Origin of the sequence: Brevibacillus sp. AY1, from assembly GCF_029870785.1 — a bacterium.
Lineage (GTDB): Bacteria > Bacillota > Bacilli > Brevibacillales > Brevibacillaceae > Brevibacillus > Brevibacillus invocatus.
Map to the genome: position 1 here is coordinate 386,618 of NZ_JAFLPN010000001.1, position 24,672 is coordinate 411,289.

Sequence of the window (24,672 nt, forward strand, 5' to 3'; positions counted from 1 at the left end):
ACTAACAGGGGGCATTTTTCCTCATACATACCTTGGTAACACCACGAATCGCGCCTTGTCCCGGATAGTTAACCATGACAGGGCTGAAGGAGTGATGCAAGTGAATTTGTTTGATCGGTTTATCTTAGCGATTTACAGCTTGGCTTTGATCGTTTTATCCTGCGTGATGATTGCCGTGACCAGCGGATGGTTCTCCCCGGATCTCTTCCGGCCTTATATGGATCAAATTCTAGCGGGCACTAATATCGCCTACTTGATCGTCGCGATCATTTTCCTCATTGTCAGTCTCCGTTTCTTTTTCAGCTCCTTCCGTTTCAAGAAAACCAAAGAAGATCGCGGCATTCGCCAGAAGAGCGATTTGGGTGAAATTAACATTACAGTCCAGACGATCCAGACGATTGTGGAACGCGCAGCCAGACGAGTAAAGGGAGTGCGTGATTTGCGCACCTCGGTCAAGGTACTGGAAAGCGGCACAATGATTACGCTGAGAGTCTCTGTAGATGGGGAAACCCCTTTTCCTGAACTGACTAATAAGCTTCAGACAGACGTCAAGGAACACGTCGAGACCATTACAGGAATCTTGATTTCTGAGGTTGCGGTTGTCGTGACGGAAGTGGCTCAGCAGGAAAACTACGCGGCTCGTAAGCGTGTGGAATAGAAGGTGAACACCATGATCTGGGAGTTGTTATGGGAGCATAAGGGGAAGCTATTGGGGATCTTGGCCGGAATTTTTTTCGGTATCATCTACCTAATCGTCGGGTTTTGGGATACACTGGTCTTTGTCGTGTTTATCGGAACCGGATATTATATTGGCCGCAAGCTGGATCACAAGGAAGATCTGCGAGAAATTCTCGATCGTATCCTACCAGGAAAGTTTCGGTAGCATTGGCGTGGGAGTAAGTCCGCTCCCGTACTCACTTTAATTAGTAGGTGAATGGAATGAAACGAAGAACAGCACGAGAAAAAGCAGTCCAGTGCCTGTTTCAGATCGACATGGCAGAAGTTCCGCTGAACGAGGCAGTTGCCCTTGTCATGGAAGACTCCGAAGAGGATACGACATTTTTGCGTTATTTGCTGGACGGCGTTCTGCAGAACAAGAACGAAATCGATAATGAGATCAAGAAATACCTGCGTGGGTGGCAGTTGGAGCGGATTGCCAATGTAGACCGCGCCATTCTCCGTCTTGCTTTCTATGAGATCATGTTTGAAGCAGGGACACCTGACAAGGTAGTCATGAACGAAGCGATTGAGATCGCGAAGCTCTTTAGTGATGAGCAATCCCATCGTTACATCAATGGCGTGTTGTCCAGCTTCCTGCAAGCTCGTGAAACGGCACAGGCATAAAAGGCAGGGGACAAGCATGACTAAGGTATTGTTGGGCATTGATACGAGCAATTACCGGACATCACTCTGCTTGGCTCGGGAAGACGGCCAGATTGTGGCGGAAGCGAAGCGCCTCCTGAAGGTAAAGGAGGGGAAGCGCGGCCTGCAGCAATCTGAGGCCGTCTTTCAGCATGTGATGAACTTGCCGGAGCTAAGCGAACAAATGAAATGGGATGCCTATGAGATCGTTGCTGTCTGCGTCAGTGAGAAACCGCGTCCGGTCGATCAATCCTATATGCCGGTATTCAAGGTAGGGGAAGGCTTGGCCAAATCTCTGTCCATCTATTTGCAGGTACCTCTTTATCTGACGACTCATCAGGAAGGACATATCGCAGCGGGGGAGTACACAGCAGAACGACGTCCTGCGAATGATCGTTTTCTTGCCGTGCACCTGTCAGGAGGAACGAGTGAGATCCTTCTGTGTGATCGTCAAGAATCCGGATATGCGATCGAAAAAGTCGGCGGAACGATCGATCTGCACGCCGGCCAACTGGTGGATCGGATTGGTGTGGCGATGGGAATGTCTTTTCCAGCAGGACCTCAACTGGAGCAGCTCGCGAAAAACGCGGCTGGAGACTTCCGTATTTCTTCAGCAGTAGACGGGCTGAACTTCAGTTTCTCAGGTCCGGAAGCATCGCTATTGCGAGCGATTGAAGCGGGGCAAGTGAATCAGGAAGATATCGCGCGAGCAACCGAACAGTGCATTGCCAACACACTGGAGAAGGCATTGCGCCATGCTCTCGAAAAAGGGATGCCGCGTGACATTCTGATCGTCGGGGGAGTAGCGGCCAATCAGTACATGCGTGAACGGCTGATCAATCGCCTGGAGCATCCAGCCGTGAAAGCCAAGCTATACTTTTGTGATCCTGTTTACTCCGGAGACAATGCATACGGTGTTGCGATGTTAGGCTGGATGAAGCAAAAGGCGAACATTATATAATGATGAACATTTTATGATTCGCCTTTACATGAGCTTTTCAAATCGGTACACTATGAGTATCGACGTTATGAAGGAGGCTATTTCTCCATGCCAGCAACTATTCTTCAAGGAAAAGAAGTAGCGAAAAGTATTCGTGCCGAATTGGCAGAGGAAGTTCTTGAACTGAAAAAACAAGGGATAGTGCCAGGTTTGACGGTTATACTGGTGGGCGATGATCCCGCTTCTCATTCGTATGTGCGAGGAAAATCCAAAGGCTGTGAGGAAGTAGGGATTCGTTCCGAGCTGATATTGAAAGAGGCTTCCACCACAGAAGCTGAATTGTTGGCTATCATCCAGCAATTGAATCAAAATCCGAACGTTAATGGGATATTGGTTCAATTGCCACTTCCTTCTCACATCTCCGAGGAGGCCGTGCTGGATGCCATTGATCCGAAAAAAGATGTGGATGGCTTTCATCCGATCAATGTTGGGAACATGGTCATCGGCAATGAAACGCTTTTGCCATGCACACCGCACGGAGTCATTGAACTGATCAAACGGACCGGAACTCAAATCGCGGGCAAGCATGCTGTTGTGATCGGGCGTAGCAATATCGTAGGCAAACCCGTATCGCTTCTGCTTCAAAGAGAAAATGCGACCGTTACGATGTGTCATTCACGCACCCAGGATCTTCCGTCGTTCACTAAAATGGCGGATATTCTGGTCGTAGCAGCAGGCAAGGCGCACATGATCGGAAAAGAGCACGTGAAGCCAGGAGCTGTTGTGATCGATGTAGGTGTCAACCGCAATGAGGAAGGCAAGCTTGTGGGAGATGTCAAATTTGACGAAGTAAAGGATTCCGCTAGCTACCTGACGCCGGTACCAGGCGGAGTCGGACCGATGACGATCACTATGCTTTTGAAAAATACCGTACAAGCTGCGAGACAACAAGCAAGCAAATCATTCGACATGAATGGATAACGCAAGCATCTGGGAAATGGGAGAAACAAGCCTGTTTCCCATTTCTGTCTACGGGGAGGGAAACATGGCCATTCAAGATGTCTTATCCGTCAGTCAACTGAACCGCAGCATCAAGATGCTGCTGGAAAGGGATTCACAATTGCAGGATGTTTGGGTCAGGGGAGAAATCTCCAACTTCACTCACCATTCCAGCGGGCATATGTACTTCACGCTGAAGGATGATCAATCACGTCTCAAGGTTGTCATGTTTGCCAGCTACAACCGTTTTCTTCGCTTCCTGCCCAAAAATGGAACCAAAGCCATTGTGCGGGGTTCCATTTCTGCGTTTGAACGAGATGGAGCCTATCAGCTGTATGCAAGGGAAATGCAGCCAGATGGAATCGGATCGCTGTATCTCGCATTCGAACAGTTAAAAGAGAAGCTGGCGGCAGAAGGCTTGTTTGCCACAGAACGAAAGCGCACCTTGCCGAGATTCCCCAAAAGAGTCGGAGTGGTTACATCACCGACCGGTGCCGCTATCCGAGATATTTGTACAACGATCAGAAGGCGTTATCCCCAGGCTGATATCGTGCTGGCACCCGCCATCGTCCAAGGGGTCGAGGCTCCACTCTCCATCGTAAGAGCGATCCACAACATCAATAGAGAGACTGGGATCGACGTGCTGATCGTCGGGCGGGGTGGCGGTTCCATCGAGGAATTATGGGCATTTAATGATGAACAGGTAGCGAGAGCCATTGCCAGTTCACTCATACCGGTCATCTCAGCGGTAGGTCACGAGACAGATGTGACCATTGCTGATTTCGTGGCTGATGTGCGGGCAGCTACTCCTACGGCAGCAGCCGAGTTGGCGGTACCCCACTATTTGGAATGGCTGGAGCGAGTCTCGCAGCTCGATACACGGATGCAAAGAGCAATGCGTCAGCGCACGATTCAGGAACGAAAGCGTTTGGACGGGCTCTCCCAATCCTATGCCATGCGCCAACCACAGCGGAGGCTGGAGGAGGCTGCACAGCGACTGGACAGTGTTCAGCTGCGTATGAAGCAGTCGATGAAGCAGCTCATGCGTTTAAGGCGTGAGCAGTACAGCAGGCTGTCTGAGCAAATGAAGCGATATCGAATTAGTGAGCAGTTGAATGAGCGTCATGCAAAGGTGATGACCCTGCGCTCACGGCTGGATGCACGTATGCGGCAACAATGGCAGCAAAAACAGCTGCAATTCGGATCGCGGCTGGCACAGCTGGATGCACTAAGTCCACTGAAAGTCATGCAGCGCGGATTCTCACTCGTCTATTCAGGGGATCAGCTCGTCAAATCCGTGAATCAGTTTGCGAGTGGAGACGAGCTCGTGGTACGATTAAGCGATGGAAGCGCGACTGCGCGTGTGGAACGAATTGAGCGGGAGGAGAAGCAAAATGGCTCGCAAGAAGACGGACCAGGAAACACTAGAAAATGACATGCAGTTTGAGGAAGCCATGAAACGGCTGGAAGAGGTCGTGCAACGTTTGGAAGAAGGAGATATTCCACTGGAAGAATCGATCCACCTTTATCAAGAAGGGGTTACGCTCTCCCGGATATGCGGACAAAAACTCGAGGCTATAGAAGCGAAAATTACCCAACTGGTTGAAGAGGATGGGCAATTGAAACAAAAGGCATTTCGGGTGGAAGGAGAGGCATAATGACAGGTACCATGCATACATACCTCGAAGAGAAGACAGCGTACATCGAGAATCATCTGGTGCCTGCATTGGAAAAGGAAGGTGTTCCCTCCAATCTGTATGAATCCATGAAGTATTCGCTGATGGCTGGCGGCAAACGCTTGCGGCCGATGCTTGTACTAGCTGTACTGGAGGCATTGGAAAAGCCCCTTGAACGGGGTGTTCCTTTTGCTTGCGCGTTGGAAATGATCCATACCTATTCACTCGTTCACGACGATTTGCCGGCGATGGATGATGATGATCTGCGTCGTGGAAAACCGACCAATCACAAGGTTTTTGGAGAAGCAACTGCGATCTTGGCAGGTGACGCCCTGTTGACTCGTGCGTTTTCCCTGATTGCGGAATCCTATCAGACGCATCCGGATGTAAAGCCGATTACCACTGTTAACCTGATTGCCGAGCTGGGCAAACGGGCAGGAGCAACAGGCATGGTGGGTGGTCAGATGGCCGATATTGAAGGAGAAGGACAACAGCTTTCCTTACAGGAGCTGGAGTTTATCCATCGACACAAAACAGGAGATCTCTTGATCGCTGCATTGCGCGGAGGCGGTTATTTGGCAGAGGCGAATGAAGAGCAGATGGAGGCTCTTACTCAATATGGGATTTGCATCGGTCTGGCTTTTCAGATTCAAGACGACATTCTGAACGTCGAAGGTAATGCTGAACAGCTGGGCAAGGCTGTAGGTAGTGATGAAGAACGGCAGAAGGCTACGTATCCTTCCTTGCTTGGACTCGCAGAATCCAAAGATCGCTTGCAAGCATTGATCGAGGAAGCCAAATCCGTTCTGACGAAAGTGGGTCTGGAGAATTCTGCGCTGATCCCACTGGCGGATTACGTGCGTACTCGAAATAAGTAAGGTGAAAAAAGCTGGCTTCCCAAAAAGAAGCCAGCTTTTTGTATTCAGGGGATCGCTTACAGCGCTTTGTCATCGATCTGATCTAACCAACGCTCCACATCTTTCATGACAGATTGGATACCGCCAGCTTCGAACGGGGAGTCCAATTTCGCAACAGCAATCAGCTCAGTAAATGATTTGCTGCCTCCCTCACGACACAATGCCAAGTTATCGGTCCAAGCCTGTGTCCTATTTTCCTCCGCCCTCTTCCAGATAAGGCATTTCGTCGTAATTACGGAAGGGCACGGCCATGTCAAAAATTCCATGCTCATCGAGTGAATTTCACACGCTTCTGATGTGGGAAAGTGGTATTCCGGCACTTGATAGCCACGGCTCTCATACACTTGAAAGGCGTGCCCAGCCTCATGAGTCAATACGTCAATATCTCCGGAGGTCCCATTGAAGTTGGCAAATATGTAAGGAAGCTGAAAGTGGCTCAGATAGGTGCAGTATCCGCCCGTGTCCTTTCCTTTCTTGCTCAGCAGATCTAAGGATTCGCGGTCCAGCATATAGTCGAAGAATTCCTTGGTCTCGGAGGATAGCTCGCTGTACATGTGCCTGCCTTGCTCGACAATCCACTCAGACGTTCCTTTGGGCGTCGGGTTCCCTGTAACGAATTGAAAGGGCAGATCGTAGTATTTCATGGAATCCAATCCGATTCGTTCACGCTGGCGTTCCACTAGCTTGGAAGCAAGTGGGACGATATGCTCCAGCACCTGTGAGCGAAACTGCGCCACCATTTCCGCATTGTAGTCAGAGCGATTCATTCGGGCGCATCGCTGTGCTCTTGGAAAAACGCGTACTTGGCTTCATTTGCCCTTTTTCGAACTTCTCTGTCTGTAGAAAGCAGGAACGGATCGAGCTGAGGAAGGGTCCGCTCCTCGCCATCAAAAGGAATTTTGGCAGAAGCTTTGAACGCCATGTAGGCTGTCCGCAATCGGTTTTCCTCCTGCAGATCCTCCACCACTTCAGGTGAGAAGGTGCGCAAGGTCATTTCCGCAATGCGGAGAAGCTGTCGACCCCATTTCTCTTCCAACTGGGCTCGTCTTGTTCTTCAAAACTTGCGGATGATCTAAAATCGTTCAAAAGATCAGCGAACTCCTTTTCAACCTGTTGCATATCAAATCGTGTGTATTCCAATTGACTGAACTTCATGAGAGTGTTCACTCCCTCGTTCAAAATATTTTGATCATTACTAATTTTACCAGATTCTGAGCCTGTGTACACCGGGCACGAGGAAGAGTGGTGTTTTTTATAAGAAACCGTTATAATAAATCAAGCTGATACAAGCATAAATCAAAAGGGGCCTTGCCAAAACAGGTGGAGCCTTTTTCTGTGAGAAACGTTTTGAGACGTGATTCGTATACAGGATGGACACTTGTTTTTTTCAAGACTGACATAACCTTTCGCTTGAGATGGATTGGAATGCAGCATGCCCAATCACCGGAGAAGCAACCAGTTGAAAGTGAGGAATACCAATGCTGCTTACTAAAATAAATGATCCCCAGGATTTAAAAAAGCTTACGATACCTCAGTTGTATACGCTGGCAGAGGAGATCAGACAGTTTCTGGTCGAAAACCTGTCCAAGACAGGTGGTCATCTTGCTCCGAACCTTGGAGTGGTGGAGCTGACCCTGACTCTTCATTACGCATTCAACAGTCCTAAGGATAAGCTGATTTGGGACGTGGGGCATCAGGCTTATGTACATAAAATGTTGACTGGTCGTCGGGATATGTTTCCGACATTGCGACAGTATAAAGGCTTGTGCGGTTTTCCTAAGATGATCGAGAGCCCGCACGACGTTTGGGAAACAGGTCACAGCAGTACATCTCTCTCTGCTGCAATGGGGATGGCTACTGCGCGCGACTTGAAAAAGGAAAAAAATCACGTCGTAGCTGTGATCGGTGACGGTGCTCTGACAGGCGGAATGGCCTTGGAGGCGTTGAACCATATCGGCCACGAACAAAAAAATGTAATCGTTGTATTGAATGACAATGAAATGTCGATTGCGCCCAATGTAGGGGCTTTGCATAATTATTTGGGTAAATTGCGTTCTGCAGAGAACTATCAGTGGGCAAAAGACGGACTGGAGCATTGGCTGAAAGCGGTTCCTGCAGTAGGAGGCAAGCTGGCCAATCTCGCGGAACGTTTCAAGGACAGCATGAAGTATCTGCTCGTCTCGGGTGTCTTGTTCGAGGAGTTTGGTTTTACTTATATCGGTCCAATCGACGGCCACAACATGGAGCTGCTTTTGGAGACCATGAAGATAGCGAAGCAGACGAAGGGTCCTGTCCTGATCCATGCGATCACCAAAAAAGGAAAAGGCTACGCTCCTGCTGAGGCGGATTCGGTCAAGTGGCACGGAATTGGTACGTACAAAATCGAATCAGGCGACACACCGAATTCCGCGCCTACGTATACATCTGTTTTTTCGGAAACCATGATTCAATTGGCAGACGAGGACAGTAGACTCGTGGCGGTTACACCTGCCATGCCTGCTGGCTCCGGCCTGATTCCGTTTGGGGAAAAGTTCCCGGATCGGCTTTTTGACGTAGGGATTGCCGAGCAACATGCCTGTACGTTCGCTGCTGCACTGGCCACCCAAGGATTAAAACCGGTTTTTGCCATCTATTCCACCTTCTTGCAACGGGCGTACGACCAGTTGATTCACGATGTTGCCAGACAGAAGCTGAATGTCGTGTTCGCCGTGGATCGCGCCGGACTAGTAGGGGCCGATGGAGAAACTCACCAGGGAATGTACGATACGGCTTTTATGCGTACTGTGCCGAACATGGTTATTATGGCTCCTAAGGACGAAAATGAACTGCGACACATGATGAAAACCGCCGCTGTCTATGATGGCGGGCCGATCTCCTACCGTTATCCACGTCTGCCTGTACGTGGAGTGAAGATGGATGCTGACATGGATGTCCTGCCCATCGGAAAAGCAGAGATTGTTCAGGAAGGGAATCACGTCGCGATCGTATCCTTTGGACATATTTTTGAAATTGCAGAAAAAGCCGTCAATCAGCTACAAGAAGAAGGTCTGCAGCCGATGCTGATCAATGCGCGTTTCTGTAAGCCTTTAGATGAAGAACTGTTGATCCGTTTGGCCAAACAGGGTTATAAAATCATCACAGTCGAAGAGGGCGCAGCGATGGGCGGCTTTGGAAGCGCGGTTCTCGAGTTTTACGCGAACACAGGCTACCACGACGTGCCTGTCGAGATCGTAGCGGTTGCGGATTACTTTGTAGAGCATGGAAGCGTGAAGGAACAGCGGCAAGAGGTTGGACTTACAGCGCAGAACCTTGTTGACCGCGTGCGCGCCTGGATGCCAGTGACGAAGGGCGTAGTGGAAGCATGAGTGTACGAAAAGAACGATTAGATGTCCTGCTCGTGGAAAGAGGGCATTACGAAACGCGAGAAAAAGCCAAATCTGCAGTGATGGCAGGTTTGGTGCTGGTAGCAGGCGAGCGCTGCGACAAGCCGGGAACCAAGCTGGCAGAAGATGTAGCCATTAGTGTAAAAGGGGAAGTCCATCCTTACGTCAGTAGGGGGGGACTCAAACTGGAGAAAGCATTGCGCGTGTTTGGCATTGATATGACTGACCGCGTCATGATGGATATTGGAGCATCTACTGGTGGCTTTACCGATTGCGCCCTGCAGAATGGGGCGCGTCGTGTGTACGCCATCGATGTCGGCTATGGACAGCTGGCATGGAGCTTGAGGCAGGATGAACGGGTAGTCGTCATGGAGAGGACCAATTTTCGCCATTTGGACCCGGACGCTTTTCCGTATGACAAGCCAGATTCGGCGTCGATCGACGTCTCGTTTATCTCGCTGAAGATCATCCTGCCTGTCCTATACCGCTTTTTGGAGCAGGACGGCGATGTGGTGGCATTGGTCAAGCCACAGTTTGAGGCTGGAAAAGAAAAAGTGGGTAAAAACGGAATTGTGCGTGATCCGGATGTCCATGAGTCTGTTCTGACGGATATCGGTCAATTTGCCAGCTCATTAGGCTTTTCCTTGCGCGGACTGGATTACTCACCCATTACCGGCGGTGAAGGAAACATCGAGTTTGTCCTGCATATGCAAAAAAATGAGGGCGGCTACGATGCTGAGGCCTGGCTCAAATGTGTGGCTGATGTGGTCGCAACCGCTCATGCAGCTTTAAAATAATCACCATGAAACCAAAGCCTCGAGTTTTTTGTCTCAATCGAGGCTTTTTATTTATGCATGAAAAGTTGTATACTTGTATAAGGATTTCCAACCAGTTTGGGGTGGGCCATGTGAAGAAAATCGGAATTATCGTAAATAAAGGAAAGCCCGAGGCCCGGATCGTCGCCAGAGAACTTCTTTATTTGCTCGAAGTGAGAGGGGCGCATGTATTGCTCGATGAAAACGTCGCCTCCGATGTGGGACGGACGGAGCTTGGGGCACGTGTAGAAGAAATGGGCAAGCAGGCAGATCTGATCTGTGTGCTTGGCGGAGATGGTACCCTTTTGGGCATTGCCCGCAAGCTCGCAGGAAGATCCGTGCCGATACTGGGGATCAATCTCGGCACGCTAGGCTTCTTGTCAGAGGCCGAGCCGGATAACCTGCCGCATGCGGTAGATAATCTTTTGTCAGGTCAATATGATCTGGAAGAGCGTACGATGCTGGAAGCCACGCTGATTCGTAAAGGCGTGACCCTTGGTGTTTACACGGCGATGAATGATATTGGTATTGCAAAAGGATCGTTTTGCCGTATTATTCAATGTGCCGTCTATTCGGACGACGCGTACGTGGCCACCTTTAGCGGCGATGGGGTCATTGTTTCGACACCGACTGGTTCGACAGCCTATTCACTGTCTGCTGGAGGGCCGATCGTTGCGCCCAATGTGGACATGTTGTTGCTTACGCCAGTAGCACCGCATTCCTTGACAGCTCGTCCGATGGTGCTCGGTGGCAACCAAACAATTCGAGTGGAGGTAGACGCCATTCACAAGGAGATGGGCCTCTCCATTGATGGTCAGCTCGGCTACAGGCTCGAAGGGGGAGACCAGATCTTTATCAGAAAGTCTCCGTATGTAACACCGCTGATCAAGTTGAAAAAGGGTGGCTTTTTTGAAGCAATTCGCACGAAATTTCAAGGAGAATGGGAGTAATCCAGTATGAATAAAGGGCAACGACATATCCGAATTCGAGACATTATCAGCAATCAGGAAGTGGAAACACAGGATGAACTGGTAGACCGTTTGCGTGAGGCAGGCTATTCTGTTACGCAGGCAACGGTGTCTCGGGACATCAAGGAACTTCATTTGGTGAAGGTACCGCTGCCCGACGGACGGTATAAATATTCAATGCCTACCGAGCAAAAATTTAATCCCCTGCAAAAACTCAAGCGAATGCTGGTCGATTCGTTTGTCAGTATCGATCATGCCGATCATTTTATTGTATTGAAGACTTTGTCTGGTCACGCCAACGCTGTTGCAGAGCTGATCGATAATCTCCCATGGGAAGAAATTATGGGAACCATCAGTGGCGACAACACCATCATGATTATTTGTCGTTCCAAAGAGAAAACAGAAGAAGTGACACAGCGTTTACTGAAAATGCTGTAAAGGTGGTACCTGAAGATGCTAGTCGAACTATCGATCAGAAATTTTGCGATCATTAAATCCGTTACCGTTTCCTTTCAAAAGGGCTTAAACATCCTGACGGGTGAAACGGGAGCGGGAAAATCCATCATCATCGACTCACTGGGACTTTTGCTCGGCGGAAGGGCGTCTGCTGACTTCGTTCGCTACGGAGAATCGCGGGCTGAGGTAGAGGGGCTATTTGAACTGCCGAGCGGTCATCCTGCCTTTGCTGTTTGCGAGAGCATGGGTGTGCAGATCGAACAGGACGGCATGCTGGTCGTGCGCAGAGATATTTCCAGTCAAGGAAAAAGCATCATACGCTTGAACGGGCAGTTGATTACACTGGCTATGCTGCGAGAGCTCGGGCCTTGGCTGGTAACGGTGCACGGACAGCATGACACACACATGCTGATGCAGGCGGACAAGCATATCAACTGGCTGGACGCCTATGGAGAACACGCGCTCGGCTCTGCGAAAACAGAATACAGCAAGCTGTACGCGGCATATCGCAGAACCAGGCAGGATCTGGAGCGGATGGCGCGCAATGACAGAGAGCTTGCCCAACGAATGGATCTTCTGCAGTATCAGCTGGATGAAATCGAGGCGGCGGCTCTAACGCCCGGCGAGGATGATAAACTGCTGCAGCAGCGCAAAAAGTGGATGAACATCGAAAAGGTGTATTCCTCTATTCAGGATGCATATCGTTCCCTGTATGGCGATCAAAAAGGGATGGACTGGCTCGGTCACGCCATGAGTGAACTCGAACGTGTCGCTGCTTTTGACGAGCAATTGGCCCCTATCGTAGAGAGCGTTCAGAGCGCTTATTACCAGATAGAGGACGCCGTTCACCAATTGCGCAATCTTTCGTATCAGATGGATTTTGAACCGGAGCAGCTGGCAGAGGTAGAACGTCGTTTGGATCTGATTCAATCCTTGAAGCGAAAATACGGAAAAAGCGTGGATGATATTTTGGAGTATGCAGCAACCATTCAGGACGAGCTGGATGATATGCACCACTACGAAGATCGTCTGCAACAAGCCCAAGAGCGTCTTTCCGAGCTAGCGGCTGACATGGCTGTCGAAGCCCTGGAATTGTCCGGAATTCGGCAGGATTGTGCGACCAAGCTGGCCCAGGAGATCGAACAGCAATTGCGGGAGCTACATATGGAGCGAGCCCGTTTTGCGATTACCGTCCGCCAAATGATGGACGAGGACGGTGTGGAGATCGATGGCTTCCACCGTTATGTGGATGCAAATGGGATGGATCAAGTGGAGTTTCTCATCTCGCCTAACCCTGGTGAACCACTTCGACCACTGGCGAAGATCGCTTCTGGGGGTGAACTGTCCCGTGTTATGCTTGCCATTAAGACGATTTTAGCGGGTACAGACCAAGTGGAAACCTTGATTTTTGATGAAGTCGATACGGGAGTAAGTGGCAGGGCAGCCCAAGCGATTGCAGAAAAGCTAGCCCGTGTGGCAAGCAAGCGGCAGGTTCTGTGTATCACACACTTGCCTCAAGTGGCTTCTTTGGCCGACGCTCATTTTCTGATTAAAAAAGAAATGAGTGAAGATGAGACCATGACCCGAGTCGAGCGTTTGAACGATGATGACCGGGTGATCGAGCTGGCAAGAATGCTCGGTGGCGCTGAAGTAACGACGAAAACAAAAGAACACGCGCGTGAAATGATTTTGCTCGGTCGCGGAAGAAAGGCTGTCAACTAAGTTGGCAGTCTTTTTTCTTTGCGTTCTCGGCAAGGCCTTTTTGCCCTGCACCAACAAATTCGGTTTTTTACCTTTACTATACAAAGCAAGTTGAGCAAGTGGGTTATTTTCCTGACATAATCCGCGTGGCATGAGGCAACATTATAAGTACACAAGGTGGAGGTGTTTGATGTAGGTGTAGGTAGGGAACGGTAGGAGTGATTGCTGGTGATCCGACAGAACAAAAGAAAATGGATTGGAAGTCTCCTTCTTCTCCTCACGGCGCTTGTCGTCTGTTCCACCCCATTCCGCGATCTGTCCTCCTTTCCCCGCGAGCTGCGACTGATGGAAGGGTCCCTCGAACAATTGCGTGTATCCATGCCTGTCATGGGAACATTGGTCAACAGCAACCCGGACATCTTGCATGTGAATGGGACAGAGGCGCGTGAAGTGTCCGTGGATCTGAGCAAGCCCATGTCTGTTGAGCCCAGACGTGCCGGTGAAGCCAACTTGCAGGTGAAATGGCGAAACATTCCGCTGAAGGCTGTAAAAGTGAATGTACTGCCTGATTTGCGTCTCTACCCGGGCGGCCAGTCTATCGGGGTAAAGCTGCAAACTGCGGGTGTTCTGGTTGTCGGGCATCATCTGGTGAACAACGGAAAAGAGAAGGTTTCCCCCGGTGAGCAGGCAGGTATTCACGTCGGTGACATGATCGTAAAAATCAATGACATGTACATCAACGACATGAACGATGTGAAAAAGCTCATCAATGAAGCAGGTAAAAAGAACAGCCCTGTTCAGCTGCTGGTGGTGCGTGGCAAAGAAAAGCTGTCACTGACCTTGCATCCTGCCAAAGATCAGAAAGACGAGGAATACCGGATGGGTCTGTACATTCGGGACTCGGCAGCAGGTGTAGGTACGCTCACGTTCTTTGATCCCAATTCCAGGGCCTACGGCGCTTTGGGGCACGTCATTTCGGATGTGGATACGGGACAGGCCATCGTCGTAGGGGATGGACAGATTGTACAGGCCAGTGTAACATCGATTGAAAAAGGACAAAGCGGAAACCCAGGAGAGAAATTTGCCCGTTTTTACAATGAAAGCGAAGTCTTGGGCAACATCACCAAAAACACGCAGTTTGGTATTTTTGGCAAGATGAAGGATGAGCCAAAACGCAGCTACTACAATGAACCGTTGCCTGTAGCTTTGGCAGAACAGGTAGAAGAAGGGCCAGCTAAAATTTTGACGGTCGTGAACGGGCAAAAAGTGGAAGAATTTGATATAGAGATAGCCAATGTCGTCAAACAGCATTTTCCCGCTACCAAAGGAATGATCATCAAGGTTACAGACAAGCGGCTATTAGAAAAGACGGGTGGCATCGTACAGGGCATGAGCGGAAGCCCGATCATCCAAAAAGGAAAGATTGTGGGGGCTGTCACACACGTATTTGTGAATGACCCGACCTCTGGTTACGGCTGTTACATTGAATGGATGCTGCAGGACGCTGGAATCAATGTCCGGCAAACTCCTCAGTCACAAGGAAACAACCCTACAACCGATGCAGCCTAACACACGACGAGAGCCGTCACGCACCTGAGCGAGGCGGCTTTTCCCATAAACTGTTTTGAAACGAATGAAGGGAAGAAAACGTCTAAATTTGATGAGCAAATATGCTTGTACATGACGGGTTAAAGAGTTCTTTGTCGAAATTACAGGTAATTCATTCAAACTTTCGTCATTGGCAGGAACGGATATGGGTTTGTCGAATATTTTTCATAGAGAAAAGATGGTTGGGACTCATCCGGATATTATGCCTCTTAGAATGTCACCTTCTTTCCCAAAAGACCGTCCATTGTTAGGAGGAACGACCTTGAGCAAGATTGAAGTGTTATTAGCAGATGATAATCGTGAATTTGTAAGCTTATTGGAAGAGTACATCAGCAGCCAGCATGACATGGATGTCATAGGCGTGGCGTACAACGGCAATGAGGTAGTCAGAATTCTTCAAGACCGCGTACCTGATGTGTTGATTTTGGATATTATCATGCCACACCTGGATGGATTGGCTGTGCTTGAACAGATTCAAGCCATGCGACTTAGTCCACAGCCAAAGATTATTATGCTTACAGCATTTGGCCAGGAAGAAATTACGAAAAAGGCAGTGGAACTGGGTGCGGCTTATTATATTCTCAAGCCATTTGATATGGAGGTATTGGCGCAGCGCATTCGCCAGATCACCAATACAAAGCCAGCATCTTCCTTTGTCTCGGCAAGCAAGCCACAATCCCCTCTTGCAGTCAGAGGAAGAAATCTGGATGCAAGCATTACGAGCATTATCCATGAGATTGGTGTCCCAGCTCACATCAAAGGTTATTTATATTTGCGTGAAGCGATTACCATGGTCTATAACGACGTGGAACTGCTGGGTTCCATCACCAAAGTTCTGTATCCTGACATCGCCAAAAAGTTTAATACTACAGCCAGCCGTGTAGAACGTGCCATTCGCCATGCGATCGAGGTGGCCTGGTCGCGAGGTAATCTGGACTCCATCTCTAGCCTGTTCGGATACACCATCTCCAATACCAAGGCAAAACCTACCAATAGCGAGTTCATCGCGATGGTGGCGGACAAGCTGCGGATTGAGGCGAAGATTAGCTGAGAGTAGGTTAGGCAAGGGTTTTAGGGTGTGGATTACATGCTGTATTGCACTTCAAAGAAGCCTTCACCGATAACGTTGGCGAAACACTAGAATATTCTGATCCAATACACAAGGACATTAGCTCATCAAAAAAAGCTAGTGTCTTTTTGTATTGGTTGTATGCCTGCCAGAAACGCTGGTACGAATTCGGGAATACTTGGTATTATTGGAAGTGTTGAATGAATAATAACACGGTGATAATAAACTTCATCACTCCAAATGAATTACCTCATGCGAAAACTGGTAGTAGCTGCCCACGAACCCGTTTCTCCCGCCCAAGTCGAAGGAGGTTTCATTCTAAGAGATCCTTTCATCATATAGTGCCTCATGTTGATCGTGGGTTCGTCAAACGATGATAATTGACCAACGTATGTTGCGAAAGGGGTTTCAAATTGAATTTGTTTCGCAGCTTCATCCCAGACGCCTTCAATAGGAAGAGGAGTGCCGCGAAAATTAACGGTGCCATTTACCCGGTTATTCATAACCGAGTTGATGACAAGCTTTGCAGAACGCATTGGCCTTCTTCCAACACCTGCTTGTAGATCCCAGGTCGAAGGAAAAGGCAGAGTAACCTGCTGAATCTTTCCAATTGCCAAAGCATGACCCTCCTTCATTAATGAACCATAGCATCATTTACTATATGCACAAGAGCACAGTCATTCATTAGGCAAACGTTTAATTCTGCATAGGAATGCGATGAATTGGGTTGCCTTCTTAAGATACTGGAAAAGGGGTTATAATAATTGGGAGAGAAAACAAAGCATTCTGCCAAAAAAAATTCTCTCATCTGTCCCATTGAGAGTTCCTTTCTTAAATATCAGGGCCAAACGAATCGATACTCTGATACGTCAATGTAAAATACACATTGTTCAGCAAATGGTAAAAGCTACTTTTCAAGATAAAGACCGCTAGAAAAATGAGCGAAGGGAGAAAACATGAGTGATCCAAAATTTGCTCCAATCTCGCGCGAAACGTTTCTCAGAAAAGGGATAAAATGGTTAGGTGGTTTCGTAGGGTTGAGTGTGGCGACAAGCGCCTACGCCTACGGATGGGAACGGACATGGCTGGATGTGGTGCGAATCCCGCTCGCGATACCTGGCTTGTCTGAAAGCTTTAGAGGAACGAAAGTGGTTCATTTCAGTGACGTTCATCTCGGGCATCACATGGAAGCAAATGATCTGAAGCGGATTGTCTCTGTGATCCAGAATGAACAACCGGATCTGATCTGTTTTACCGGTGACATGGTGGATGAGTCGATTGCACCTTTGGTGGATGCTGTTCCGATACTGAGTCAGCTGCAGGCGCCATTAGGAAAATTCGCTGTATTGGGAAATCACGATTATGCTTTAGGGCAACAAAATGCCGTGACGGAAGCTTTGACCGCATCACGTTTTGAAGTTTTGGATAATCGGCATATTTCCATTAACAAAAATGACGACTCCTTATACATAGCAGGTGTCGAGGATGTCTTGCACGGGTCACCTGATTTGGCACGCGCAACCGCCAACATTCCGGAAGGGCAGACGGTCATTTTATTGGCCCACGAACCGGATTATGCAGATAGGGCTGCACAATATCCGATACATGTGCAATTGTCTGGTCACAGTCATGGAGGGCAGGTGCGATTACCATGGATTGGCCATATTTTGACCCCGCCGCTTGCAAGAAAATATGTGCAGGGGCTATATCGGGTAGGCGAAAACAACCACTTACAGGTCTATATCAACAGAGGTCTGGGAACGACTATTTTGCCTGTGCGCTTTTTTTGCCGTCCGGAGATTACGGTGTTTACTTTGCAAGGAAAGGCTTAGGAGAGTGAGGAATTATCCTATGCTCTACGTCACGCCCCTCACGAATATGAGTTGGAGTTGGATGAGTATGGAAGAAGGTGACGATATGAACTGGCAACTCCCAGTATCCGTAAAAGGAATTCTTCTCCATCAGAATGAAGTCATCTTATTAAAAAATGACAGACTGGAATGGGAATTGCCTGGTGGGAGACTCGAACCAGGTGAAATACCTGAAGACTGTTTACGAAGAGAAATCCGTGAAGAATTGGGGATAGCTTGCTCCGTCATCCATTGCGTTGACGTTTGGGTATATGAAGTCTTAGCCGGCAGGCATGTACTGATAGTTACCTATCTTTGCGAATCGAATGAAATCGATCGTGTGAAAGTGAGCGAAGAACATTCCGAATGGAAGGGGTTCGACGTTGACTGCATCGATGATGTTCCGATGCCTGAAGGCTATAAAAATTCCATTAAAAAAGTGGTTAGGCAAGAAAGGTGAGGAATCTAATGGATAAATGGGAGTATCGCACGGTCAAATTCCAAACAGGCGGTTTCTTCGGCGGCAAGCTGGATGATGGAAAAGGGGGAACTGAATGAGTCAACCATTTGCGGATATACCGGGTTCCAACGATTGGGACGTCGTAAAGGAAATAAAAAAAGGATGGTCTACAGACAAAAAATACTTTGTCCAAACGCGAAATAGAGATCAATGGCTGTTGAGAGTATCGGACATCTCGTTATTTGAGAGCAAGAAATCGGAATTTGAGACTGTTAAACAAATAAACGGGAAAAACATCTTGATGTCCAGACCGATTGCTTTTGGAATATGCAATAACGGACAGACGGTATATGCCTTGTATACATGGATCGATGGCGAGGATGCAGGGGATGTGCTCCCTGCCTTAACCAAGAAGCAACAATATCTTTTAGGTATTCAGTCAGGAGATTATTTGCGAAGCTTGCATCAAGTGCCATTTGATGGAAACGAACGGACATGGGCAGAACGATATCATGACAAAATCAACAGATATTTGAATAACTATCGGTCTTGTGGGATTCATCTTGAGGGAGCCGAGCGGATGATCGATTTCATGGAACAGAATCGATATTTACTGAAAGACCGTCCGCAAACGTTTCAGCATGGTGACTATCATATCGGGAATATGCTCATTCTCAAGTCTGGTGAACTGGGCATTATTGATTTTAACCGCTTGGACTATGGAGATCCGTGGGAAGAGTTCAATCGCATTACATGGTGTGCCAATGTGAGTGCGCCTTTCGCATCAGGACGCATTCACGGATACTTTAATCATGATGTGCCAGAGCTGTTCTTTCGACTGATGGCTTTATACATTGCCTGCAACCAGTTGTCATCGATACACTGGGCGATTCCTTTTGGTGATGAGGAAGTACAGCAGATGCTGAAGCGTGCCGAGAAAGTATTGGACTGGTATGATGGATTCAAACGCGATGTCCCGAGCTGGTATTTGCAGCCAGATTTTGAGTGCGATGAATAGGGAGGGAAGTGCGGGTGCAGTGAAATTGGCAGAGGGAAGCAAGCGGGTCACGCCGTAGTGTTGCCCTACAATAAATTTTTTTCAGTTGGATCGACATTAATCCATTCCATCTGTACCGATTGTGGGTATGTTATAGACAGCTATGTTGAAAAGCCTGTAAGATTTAAGGAAAAATAAGCTTGTTGCAAGATCTGATTCCGAGTGCTGGCATGCCTGGTCGAAGTTCGCTTTTAACTGCGGATTTGCTTGAAAGTGCCAAAATCAGTTGAACGGCTCGAAAATCCATGTAAAATATATGAAAACACATTTCTGCAAGAGGACGTGGTGCACCATGCGTAATTTGGATGAAATTCTCGCATTCAACCGCGAGTTTGTCGCGAATCGCGATTATGAAAAGTACCAGACAACCAAATTTCCTGACAAAAGGCTCGTAGTCCTGTCCTGCATGGATACACGGTTGGAAGAGCTGCTTCCCAAAGCGATGAACATGCGCAATGGTGATATCAAGCATGTAAAAAGCGCCGGAGCGGTCGTGTCTCATCCCTTCGGTAGTATCATGCGGAGTATCATGGTTGCGATCTATGAATTGAATGCTGCGGAAGTCATGGTGATTGGACACTATGATTGCGGGATGAGTGTCATCGATAGCAAAAGTGTCATGAAAAAGATGGCGGAAACAGGTGTCGGAACGGATACCATTTCCGTACTGGAGAATGCAGGCATTGATTTGAACAAATGGCTGCAAGGCTTTGAGTGTGTAGATGACAGCGTAAAAGAAAGCGTCCAAACCATCAAGAATCACCCTCTGCTACCACGCGACATTCCTGTACACGGATTGTTGATTGATCCGGCTACAGGAAGGTTGGACGTGGTCATTAACGGGTACGATCAGCAAAAACAAGAGGATGCGAACTAATTTAATACACTTCTTTCATCCAACGGACGAACTGGACAACAGGGTCGTCCTCTTTTTTTGGCTGCAAATAGGCCAACAGGGTAGGGCGAGTCAACGTGCCGTCAGCAATATCGAGTGCGACTAATCGTCCCTGCTCCACTTCCTCCTCGACGATGCGCGAGGGAAGCATGGCAATGCCTAACGACTGTTCGACCATTTTTTTGACAGCACTAAAGCTGTCCAATTCCATAATGATATTGGGAAAAACACCTTGTTGAGCCAAAAAGCGGTCAACCCGCTGACGAAAGGGAGCAGTATGGTTGCCAAAGACGATCATGGCTTCTGTTCCCCATTCAGGAAAGCCCGGGAAATGACAGGCCCAGGGATGATCCGGAGAGGTGACGAGCAGGATTTGATCGCTGGGTAAAAACTCCTGGTGAATATGAGGATGATAGATTTCACTGCCTAAAAAGGCAATGTCCGCAGCACCGCTTAACAAAGCAGCGAGGGACTCTTCGTAAAGGGTAGAACGGACGTAACAGGTAAATGCAGGATGAGCTTGGCGATACTTCCCGAGCAATCGAGGAAGCTCCGTGGCAATAAACGACTTGCCAGCGACGATCGTAAGGGACTGACGCTGTTCATGATGCTGGGAAAAAAGACGCATCTGCTCCACGATATTGGCTGCGAGGGGGAGTAGCCTTCTGCCTTCGCTCGACAGCTCCACACCAGTCGAAGTCCGCACGAAAAGTGTAGTGCCAATTTGCTTTTCCAGTTGCTTGAGCCGATGCGTCAAGGTGGATTGGGCGAGAAACAAGACTTGAGCAGCGCGATTGATCGATCCATGTCGGGCAATGGTAAGGAAAACTTCGAGGCTTTGTTGGTCCATTTCAATCACAGTCTCCTTGTTATCGAAATGATTGATATCTGGTTATCGGTATTCTATAACAAAATGGTTTGTTTTGGGAATAAAATAGAGGACAGGAGGTGCTCAACATGGAATATGCAGATGAGCGCAAACAAGCGGTACGTGAACAGTTTGGAAAAAATGCCGAACACTATGTGCAAAGTCAAACCCATGCCAAGGGGGATGACCTGAAGCTGCTGGTCGAGTGGTTGCAGCCACAGCGTGACTGGGTCGTCCTTGATATTGCGACGGGTGGTGGGCATGTGGCTCGTACCCTTTCAGCAGAAGTAGATTTTGTCGTCGCAACAGATTTGACGAGACCCATGCTGGAAGCCGCTGCACGTGCCAATCAACGAGAAAATGCAACGAACATCTTGTATGTTGAGGCAGATGCGGAGAAGCTTCCGTTTTTGGATGGAGCCTTTGACATTGTCACATGCCGGATCGCTGCCCATCACTTTCCCAATCCGGATGCTTTTATCCGAGAGGTAAGCCGTGTGTTGCGAGTCGGTGGTTCATTCTTGTTCATTGACAATGTAGTGCCTGAGATCAAAGAAGTGGCTGATTTCGTCAATACAATCGAAAAAATGCGTGATCTAAGCCATGAGCGATGTCTGTCTCCTCGGGAATGGAAGAAACTGTTTGAGCAAAATCAATTAAAAGCGACAAGAGAAAAGGAGAACAAAAAGAAGTTTGCGTTCCAACAATGGGTGCAGCGCACGTCTGAATCAAAAGAACAGGAAGAGGAAGTCGAGCAATTTATACTCCAAGCCCCCGATTCATTACGCGCATATTTGGAAGTACAAGTGAAGGACCAGCGAGTGATCACGCATCAGATTGATGAGTGGATGGTCCTCTGTCAAAAAGAAGGGAACGATAGAAATGACAAATAGGACACATGAATGGATGGGTTTAGATCACGTACAATTGGCCGCGCCAGTCGGCTGTGAGGAAGAAGCACGCCGCTTTTTCGGCAGTCTGTTAGGGATGGCGGAGGTGGAGAAGCCTGAGAAGCTGCGCGTGCGTGGCGGTGTATGGTTTCAATGTGGAGCGCAAATGATCCACATCGGAGTCGAATCATCCTTTACTCCCGCGAAAAAAGCACATCCTGCTTTTCTGGTACGCAACATCGAGCAACTCATGCAGCATCTGAAGGACAATGACGTTTCCTTTCGTGTAGATGATGATATACCCGGAATCATTCGCTTCTTCGCTGAGGATCCGTTTGGCAATCGATTGGAATTCATGGAGTTACAATAATCATCATGAATATTGATTTCCATGATCAAAAAAACAAAGCCACCTACAGCGGTCGTGCTGTGGATCAGTCATGGAGCCAAGCGATGCTAAAGCTCGTTGACCCTACAGGAAAGCATGTCATCGATGTCGGGAGCGGGGGCGGCATCTACAGTCGCGCATGGCTGGAACTCGGTGCTGCATCTGTCGTCGGGGTGGATTTTTCTCAGGTTATGCTCTCGGCAGCAAGGGAAAATACACAAGATCTGGCTGCGATTACCTTCTTGCATGGCAATGCCCTGAATACGGGTTTGCCTGACTGTAGTGCCGATATCGTATTTGCAAGGGCACTGATTCACCATCTGGACGATTTGGATGCGTTTTTTGCCGAAATGTTCCGGCTGCTTAGGCCAGGTGGTATGTGCATCATACAGGATCGTACCTTGGAGGATATTCAGTTTGCTGGGACTGCAGAGCACATTCGCGGCTACTTTTTTTCCTGTTATCCTCATCTACTGGACACGGAGAAAAACAGACGTCCTGAACGAGAACAAGTCATGCTTGCCCAACAAAGAAACGGATTGTCATGCTTGGAGTTCCACACCTTGTGGGAGGTTCGGCGTACGTATCGAGTATGGGATGAGCTGAAAGCCGACCTTTTAGACCGTACCGGTCGTTCGATCCTCCATGCACTTTCCGATGTAGAATTGGAGGCACTCGTGGACTATATGGGACAAAAGCTGTCAGAGCAGCAGCCAATTGTCGAGAAGGATAGATGGAGCCTTTGGATAGGAACGAAAGAGTGAGGCATACTACCAGAAAAAATAAGCGAAATTGTGAAATCCTTTGTCACAAATAGGTTTCGACTTGTAACGCAATGGGCTAAGCTATATAATGAAAATTGCCATTGTATTCCGGTTAGCTTCATCTCTTTAAAGGAGTTGTTACAACTATGAAGTTTATTTTCTTCGATTTCTTGATGCTGGTATTCACATTCTTTATCGCTTGGGGATTTTTGCGCTCAGTAAAAGCGAAGAACAAATTCGCTAGCGCATTTGGATTTGTCTCTCTTGTCGTATTTTTGTTCTGTGATGGACTGATCCTTTACTACGCTACACAAGGATAGGGATGTAAAAGAATTGGAAAAAAGGGGCTGTGCAATCTGCACAGCTCCTTTTTCGTGTTTGTACGCATGACGACCGGAAATTATTAGCATACTAGTACGGAGGTGGAAACAGGTGCCAAAGTATAAACAGCGTGGTGCTCAGACGTATTCGGCAGTTATTGCGGCCGATCGTAAAACCAAGCACCTTTGCAAACGTATCCTCTCCAATCAGATTGCGTTAATCGATCATGCAGATGTGGACGAAATGGCAGCGATTGCATTGCTTGAAGCTGGTGTGAAGGCTGTAATCAATCTCTCCCCCTTCATGACAGGTCACTATCCGGCAGAAGGAGCACGTTGCCTACTGAAAGCAGGTATGCCTTTATTTGAGTGGCAGTCCTTGGAGCGTAAAATCGATTGGATAGAGCAACTGGACGGTTCCTACGTCAGTATTCGAGACCAAGTCCTATTTAGGCATACTCAGGAAAAATGGGAGTGCATGGCTAGTCTGCGTCCTGTCACGATGGAGACGATTCAGCAGAGATGGCTGGAAGCACATGCTCGATTGGATCATACGCTTTCATTGTTTATTGATAATACCCTGCAATACGCAGGGCGCGAGAAGGATCTGTTTTTGAAGCCGCTGTATCCTCTGAAGCTGGCCACACAAATGAATGGAAGACATGTTGTCGTCGTTGTGCGAGGCAAGCACTATAAGGAGGATCTGAATACACTTACCCCGTATATTCACGAGTGTCGTCCCGTTTTGATTGGGGTCGATGGCGGGGCTGATGCTTTGCTGGAAGCAGGCTATCAACCAGATCTGATCGTGGGGGATATGGACAGTGTAACCGATAAAGCCTTGCGTTGCGGATCGGAAGTAGTCGTTCACGCCTTTCCGAATGGATTTTCGCCAGGCGAGGAACGGTTAAAAAAACTAGGCATTCGCTATTCGCTGTTACCCGCACCTGGTACGAGCGAAGATGTGACGATGCTGCTTGCCTATGAAAATGAAGCGCAATTGATTGTTACAATTGGAACCCACACGAACATGATTGATTTTCTGGAAAAAGGTAGAAAAGGCATGGCAAGTACGCTATTGGTCCGCACCAAGATTGGACCGAAATTGATAGATGCCAAAGGAGTAAGTCAGCTGTATCAGCCGCGCTGGTCCTGGAAGCTGTGGGGCTGGTGTCTGGCTGCCATGATTGCCCCGATCGGAGCAGCGTTAGCGATTAATCCCATCGCTCGTCATGCAGCCCAAATGCTGTGGATGCAGTGGCGAATCTGGGCGTTTTAGGAGGTAC

Annotated in this window: 26 protein-coding genes and 1 pseudogene; 24 read left to right on the top strand and 3 right to left on the bottom strand. The window is 48.4% G+C overall.

Going from position 1 to position 24,672, the window contains the following annotated elements; translation table 11 throughout:
- The first annotated feature begins 94 nt into the window (after positions 1–94).
- The 8 genes from amaP to JZI27_RS02080 all read left to right on the top strand — a co-directional run bounded on the left by amaP (position 95) and on the right by JZI27_RS02080 (position 5,855).
- Positions 95–658, top strand: a complete 564-nt coding sequence (gene amaP / locus JZI27_RS02045) for an alkaline shock response membrane anchor protein AmaP (protein WP_183184891.1) — start codon at positions 95–97, stop codon at positions 656–658.
- A gap of 12 nt (positions 659–670) precedes the next feature.
- Positions 671–883, top strand: a complete 213-nt coding sequence (locus JZI27_RS02050) for a DUF2273 domain-containing protein (RefSeq protein WP_023554557.1) — start codon at positions 671–673, stop codon at positions 881–883.
- Positions 884–939: 56 nt separating this feature from the next.
- Positions 940–1,344: a transcription antitermination factor NusB gene (nusB, locus tag JZI27_RS02055; protein ID WP_122908433.1), complete on the top strand. Its 405-nt coding sequence runs from the start codon at positions 940–942 to the stop codon at positions 1,342–1,344.
- A 16-nt stretch (positions 1,345–1,360) separates the two neighbouring features.
- Positions 1,361–2,323, top strand: a complete 963-nt coding sequence (locus JZI27_RS02060; RefSeq protein ID WP_280206565.1) for a tRNA (adenosine(37)-N6)-threonylcarbamoyltransferase complex transferase subunit TsaD — start codon at positions 1,361–1,363, stop codon at positions 2,321–2,323.
- A gap of 87 nt (positions 2,324–2,410) precedes the next feature.
- Positions 2,411–3,283 (top strand): bifunctional methylenetetrahydrofolate dehydrogenase/methenyltetrahydrofolate cyclohydrolase FolD, encoded by an 873-nt coding sequence (folD, locus tag JZI27_RS02065; RefSeq protein WP_122908431.1) that lies wholly within the window; start codon positions 2,411–2,413, stop codon positions 3,281–3,283.
- A gap of 64 nt (positions 3,284–3,347) precedes the next feature.
- Entirely contained in the window at positions 3,348–4,736 is a 1,389-nt protein-coding gene (xseA, locus tag JZI27_RS02070; RefSeq protein ID WP_280206566.1) for an exodeoxyribonuclease VII large subunit, read from the top strand.
- The gene (xseB, locus tag JZI27_RS02075) at positions 4,696–4,959 is read left to right on the top strand and encodes an exodeoxyribonuclease VII small subunit (protein WP_122908430.1); all 264 of its coding nucleotides are present in this window, start codon (positions 4,696–4,698) and stop codon (positions 4,957–4,959) included. The genes xseA and xseB overlap by 41 nt, the downstream gene beginning before the upstream one ends.
- Positions 4,959–5,855, top strand: a complete 897-nt coding sequence (locus tag JZI27_RS02080) for a polyprenyl synthetase family protein (protein WP_122908429.1) — start codon at positions 4,959–4,961, stop codon at positions 5,853–5,855. Before xseB ends, JZI27_RS02080 begins: the two co-directional genes overlap by 1 nt.
- 56 nt (positions 5,856–5,911) lie before the next feature.
- On the opposite strand, the pseudogene JZI27_RS02085 reads toward JZI27_RS02080, so the two are convergent.
- Positions 5,912–6,939 (bottom strand): annotated as a pseudogene (locus tag JZI27_RS02085) (M3 family metallopeptidase); the annotation flags it as partial.
- A 433-nt stretch (positions 6,940–7,372) separates the two neighbouring features.
- Between JZI27_RS02085 and dxs the strand changes: the two are divergent.
- From dxs to spo0A, 7 genes are all read left to right on the top strand, one after another.
- Positions 7,373–9,259, top strand: coding sequence for a 1-deoxy-D-xylulose-5-phosphate synthase (gene dxs, locus JZI27_RS02090; RefSeq protein WP_280206567.1), 1,887 nt, complete (start codon positions 7,373–7,375; stop codon positions 9,257–9,259).
- Complete coding sequence (locus JZI27_RS02095; RefSeq protein WP_122908427.1) at positions 9,256–10,074, top strand: TlyA family RNA methyltransferase; 819 nt, start codon at positions 9,256–9,258, stop codon at positions 10,072–10,074. Before dxs ends, JZI27_RS02095 begins: the two co-directional genes overlap by 4 nt.
- 110 nt (positions 10,075–10,184) lie before the next feature.
- Entirely contained in the window at positions 10,185–11,042 is an 858-nt protein-coding gene (locus JZI27_RS02100; protein ID WP_251242915.1) for an NAD(+)/NADH kinase, read from the top strand.
- Between the two features lie 6 nt (positions 11,043–11,048).
- Positions 11,049–11,498 carry a transcriptional regulator AhrC/ArgR gene (ahrC, locus tag JZI27_RS02105; RefSeq protein WP_122908425.1) on the top strand — a complete coding sequence of 150 codons (450 nt, stop codon included), beginning with the start codon at positions 11,049–11,051 and terminating at the stop codon, positions 11,496–11,498.
- Between the two features lie 15 nt (positions 11,499–11,513).
- Positions 11,514–13,238 carry a DNA repair protein RecN gene (gene recN, locus JZI27_RS02110; protein WP_280206570.1) on the top strand — a complete coding sequence of 575 codons (1,725 nt, stop codon included), beginning with the start codon at positions 11,514–11,516 and terminating at the stop codon, positions 13,236–13,238.
- A gap of 207 nt (positions 13,239–13,445) precedes the next feature.
- A complete protein-coding gene (gene spoIVB / locus JZI27_RS02115) occupies positions 13,446–14,786 on the top strand; it encodes a SpoIVB peptidase (RefSeq protein ID WP_280206571.1) in 1,341 nt (446 codons plus the stop codon).
- Between the two features lie 301 nt (positions 14,787–15,087).
- Complete coding sequence (gene spo0A, locus JZI27_RS02120) at positions 15,088–15,876, top strand: sporulation transcription factor Spo0A (RefSeq protein ID WP_122908422.1); 789 nt, start codon at positions 15,088–15,090, stop codon at positions 15,874–15,876.
- Between the two features lie 263 nt (positions 15,877–16,139).
- Here spo0A and JZI27_RS02125 read toward each other — a convergent pair whose 3' ends face one another.
- The gene (locus JZI27_RS02125; protein WP_251242913.1) at positions 16,140–16,511 is read right to left on the bottom strand and encodes a hypothetical protein; all 372 of its coding nucleotides are present in this window, start codon (positions 16,509–16,511) and stop codon (positions 16,140–16,142) included.
- Positions 16,512–16,850: 339 nt separating this feature from the next.
- Between JZI27_RS02125 and JZI27_RS02130 the strand changes: the two genes are divergently transcribed.
- The 4 genes from JZI27_RS02130 (at position 16,851) to JZI27_RS02150 (ending at position 20,138) form a co-directional block, all read left to right on the top strand.
- Positions 16,851–17,726, top strand: coding sequence for a metallophosphoesterase (locus tag JZI27_RS02130; protein ID WP_280206572.1), 876 nt, complete (start codon positions 16,851–16,853; stop codon positions 17,724–17,726).
- 67 nt (positions 17,727–17,793) lie between these two features.
- Positions 17,794–18,204, top strand: coding sequence for an NUDIX hydrolase (locus JZI27_RS02135; protein WP_280206574.1), 411 nt, complete (start codon positions 17,794–17,796; stop codon positions 18,202–18,204).
- Between the two features lie 94 nt (positions 18,205–18,298).
- Positions 18,299–19,222: an aminoglycoside phosphotransferase family protein gene (locus JZI27_RS02140; protein WP_280206576.1), complete on the top strand. Its 924-nt coding sequence runs from the start codon at positions 18,299–18,301 to the stop codon at positions 19,220–19,222.
- 331 nt (positions 19,223–19,553) lie between these two features.
- Complete coding sequence (locus JZI27_RS02150) at positions 19,554–20,138, top strand: beta-class carbonic anhydrase (RefSeq protein WP_122908417.1); 585 nt, start codon at positions 19,554–19,556, stop codon at positions 20,136–20,138.
- Position 20,139: 1 nt separating this feature from the next.
- On the opposite strand, the gene JZI27_RS02155 is transcribed toward JZI27_RS02150, so the two are convergent.
- The gene (locus tag JZI27_RS02155) at positions 20,140–21,006 is read right to left on the bottom strand and encodes a LysR family transcriptional regulator (RefSeq protein ID WP_280206578.1); all 867 of its coding nucleotides are present in this window, start codon (positions 21,004–21,006) and stop codon (positions 20,140–20,142) included.
- Between the two features lie 107 nt (positions 21,007–21,113).
- Between JZI27_RS02155 and JZI27_RS02160 the strand changes: the two genes are divergently transcribed.
- The 5 genes from JZI27_RS02160 (at position 21,114) to steA (ending at position 24,665) form a co-directional block, all read left to right on the top strand.
- Complete coding sequence (locus JZI27_RS02160; protein WP_251242910.1) at positions 21,114–21,917, top strand: class I SAM-dependent methyltransferase; 804 nt, start codon at positions 21,114–21,116, stop codon at positions 21,915–21,917.
- The gene (locus JZI27_RS02165) at positions 21,907–22,284 is read left to right on the top strand and encodes a VOC family protein (protein ID WP_122908414.1); all 378 of its coding nucleotides are present in this window, start codon (positions 21,907–21,909) and stop codon (positions 22,282–22,284) included. The genes JZI27_RS02160 and JZI27_RS02165 overlap by 11 nt, the downstream gene beginning before the upstream one ends.
- Positions 22,285–22,289: 5 nt before the next feature.
- Entirely contained in the window at positions 22,290–23,066 is a 777-nt protein-coding gene (locus JZI27_RS02170) for a class I SAM-dependent methyltransferase (protein WP_122908413.1), read from the top strand.
- 146 nt (positions 23,067–23,212) lie between these two features.
- Entirely contained in the window at positions 23,213–23,386 is a 174-nt protein-coding gene (locus tag JZI27_RS02175; protein ID WP_122908412.1) for a DUF2759 domain-containing protein, read from the top strand.
- Positions 23,387–23,498: 112 nt separating this feature from the next.
- Complete coding sequence (steA, locus tag JZI27_RS02180; RefSeq protein WP_251242908.1) at positions 23,499–24,665, top strand: putative cytokinetic ring protein SteA; 1,167 nt, start codon at positions 23,499–23,501, stop codon at positions 24,663–24,665.
- Positions 24,666–24,672: the final 7 nt, after the last annotated feature.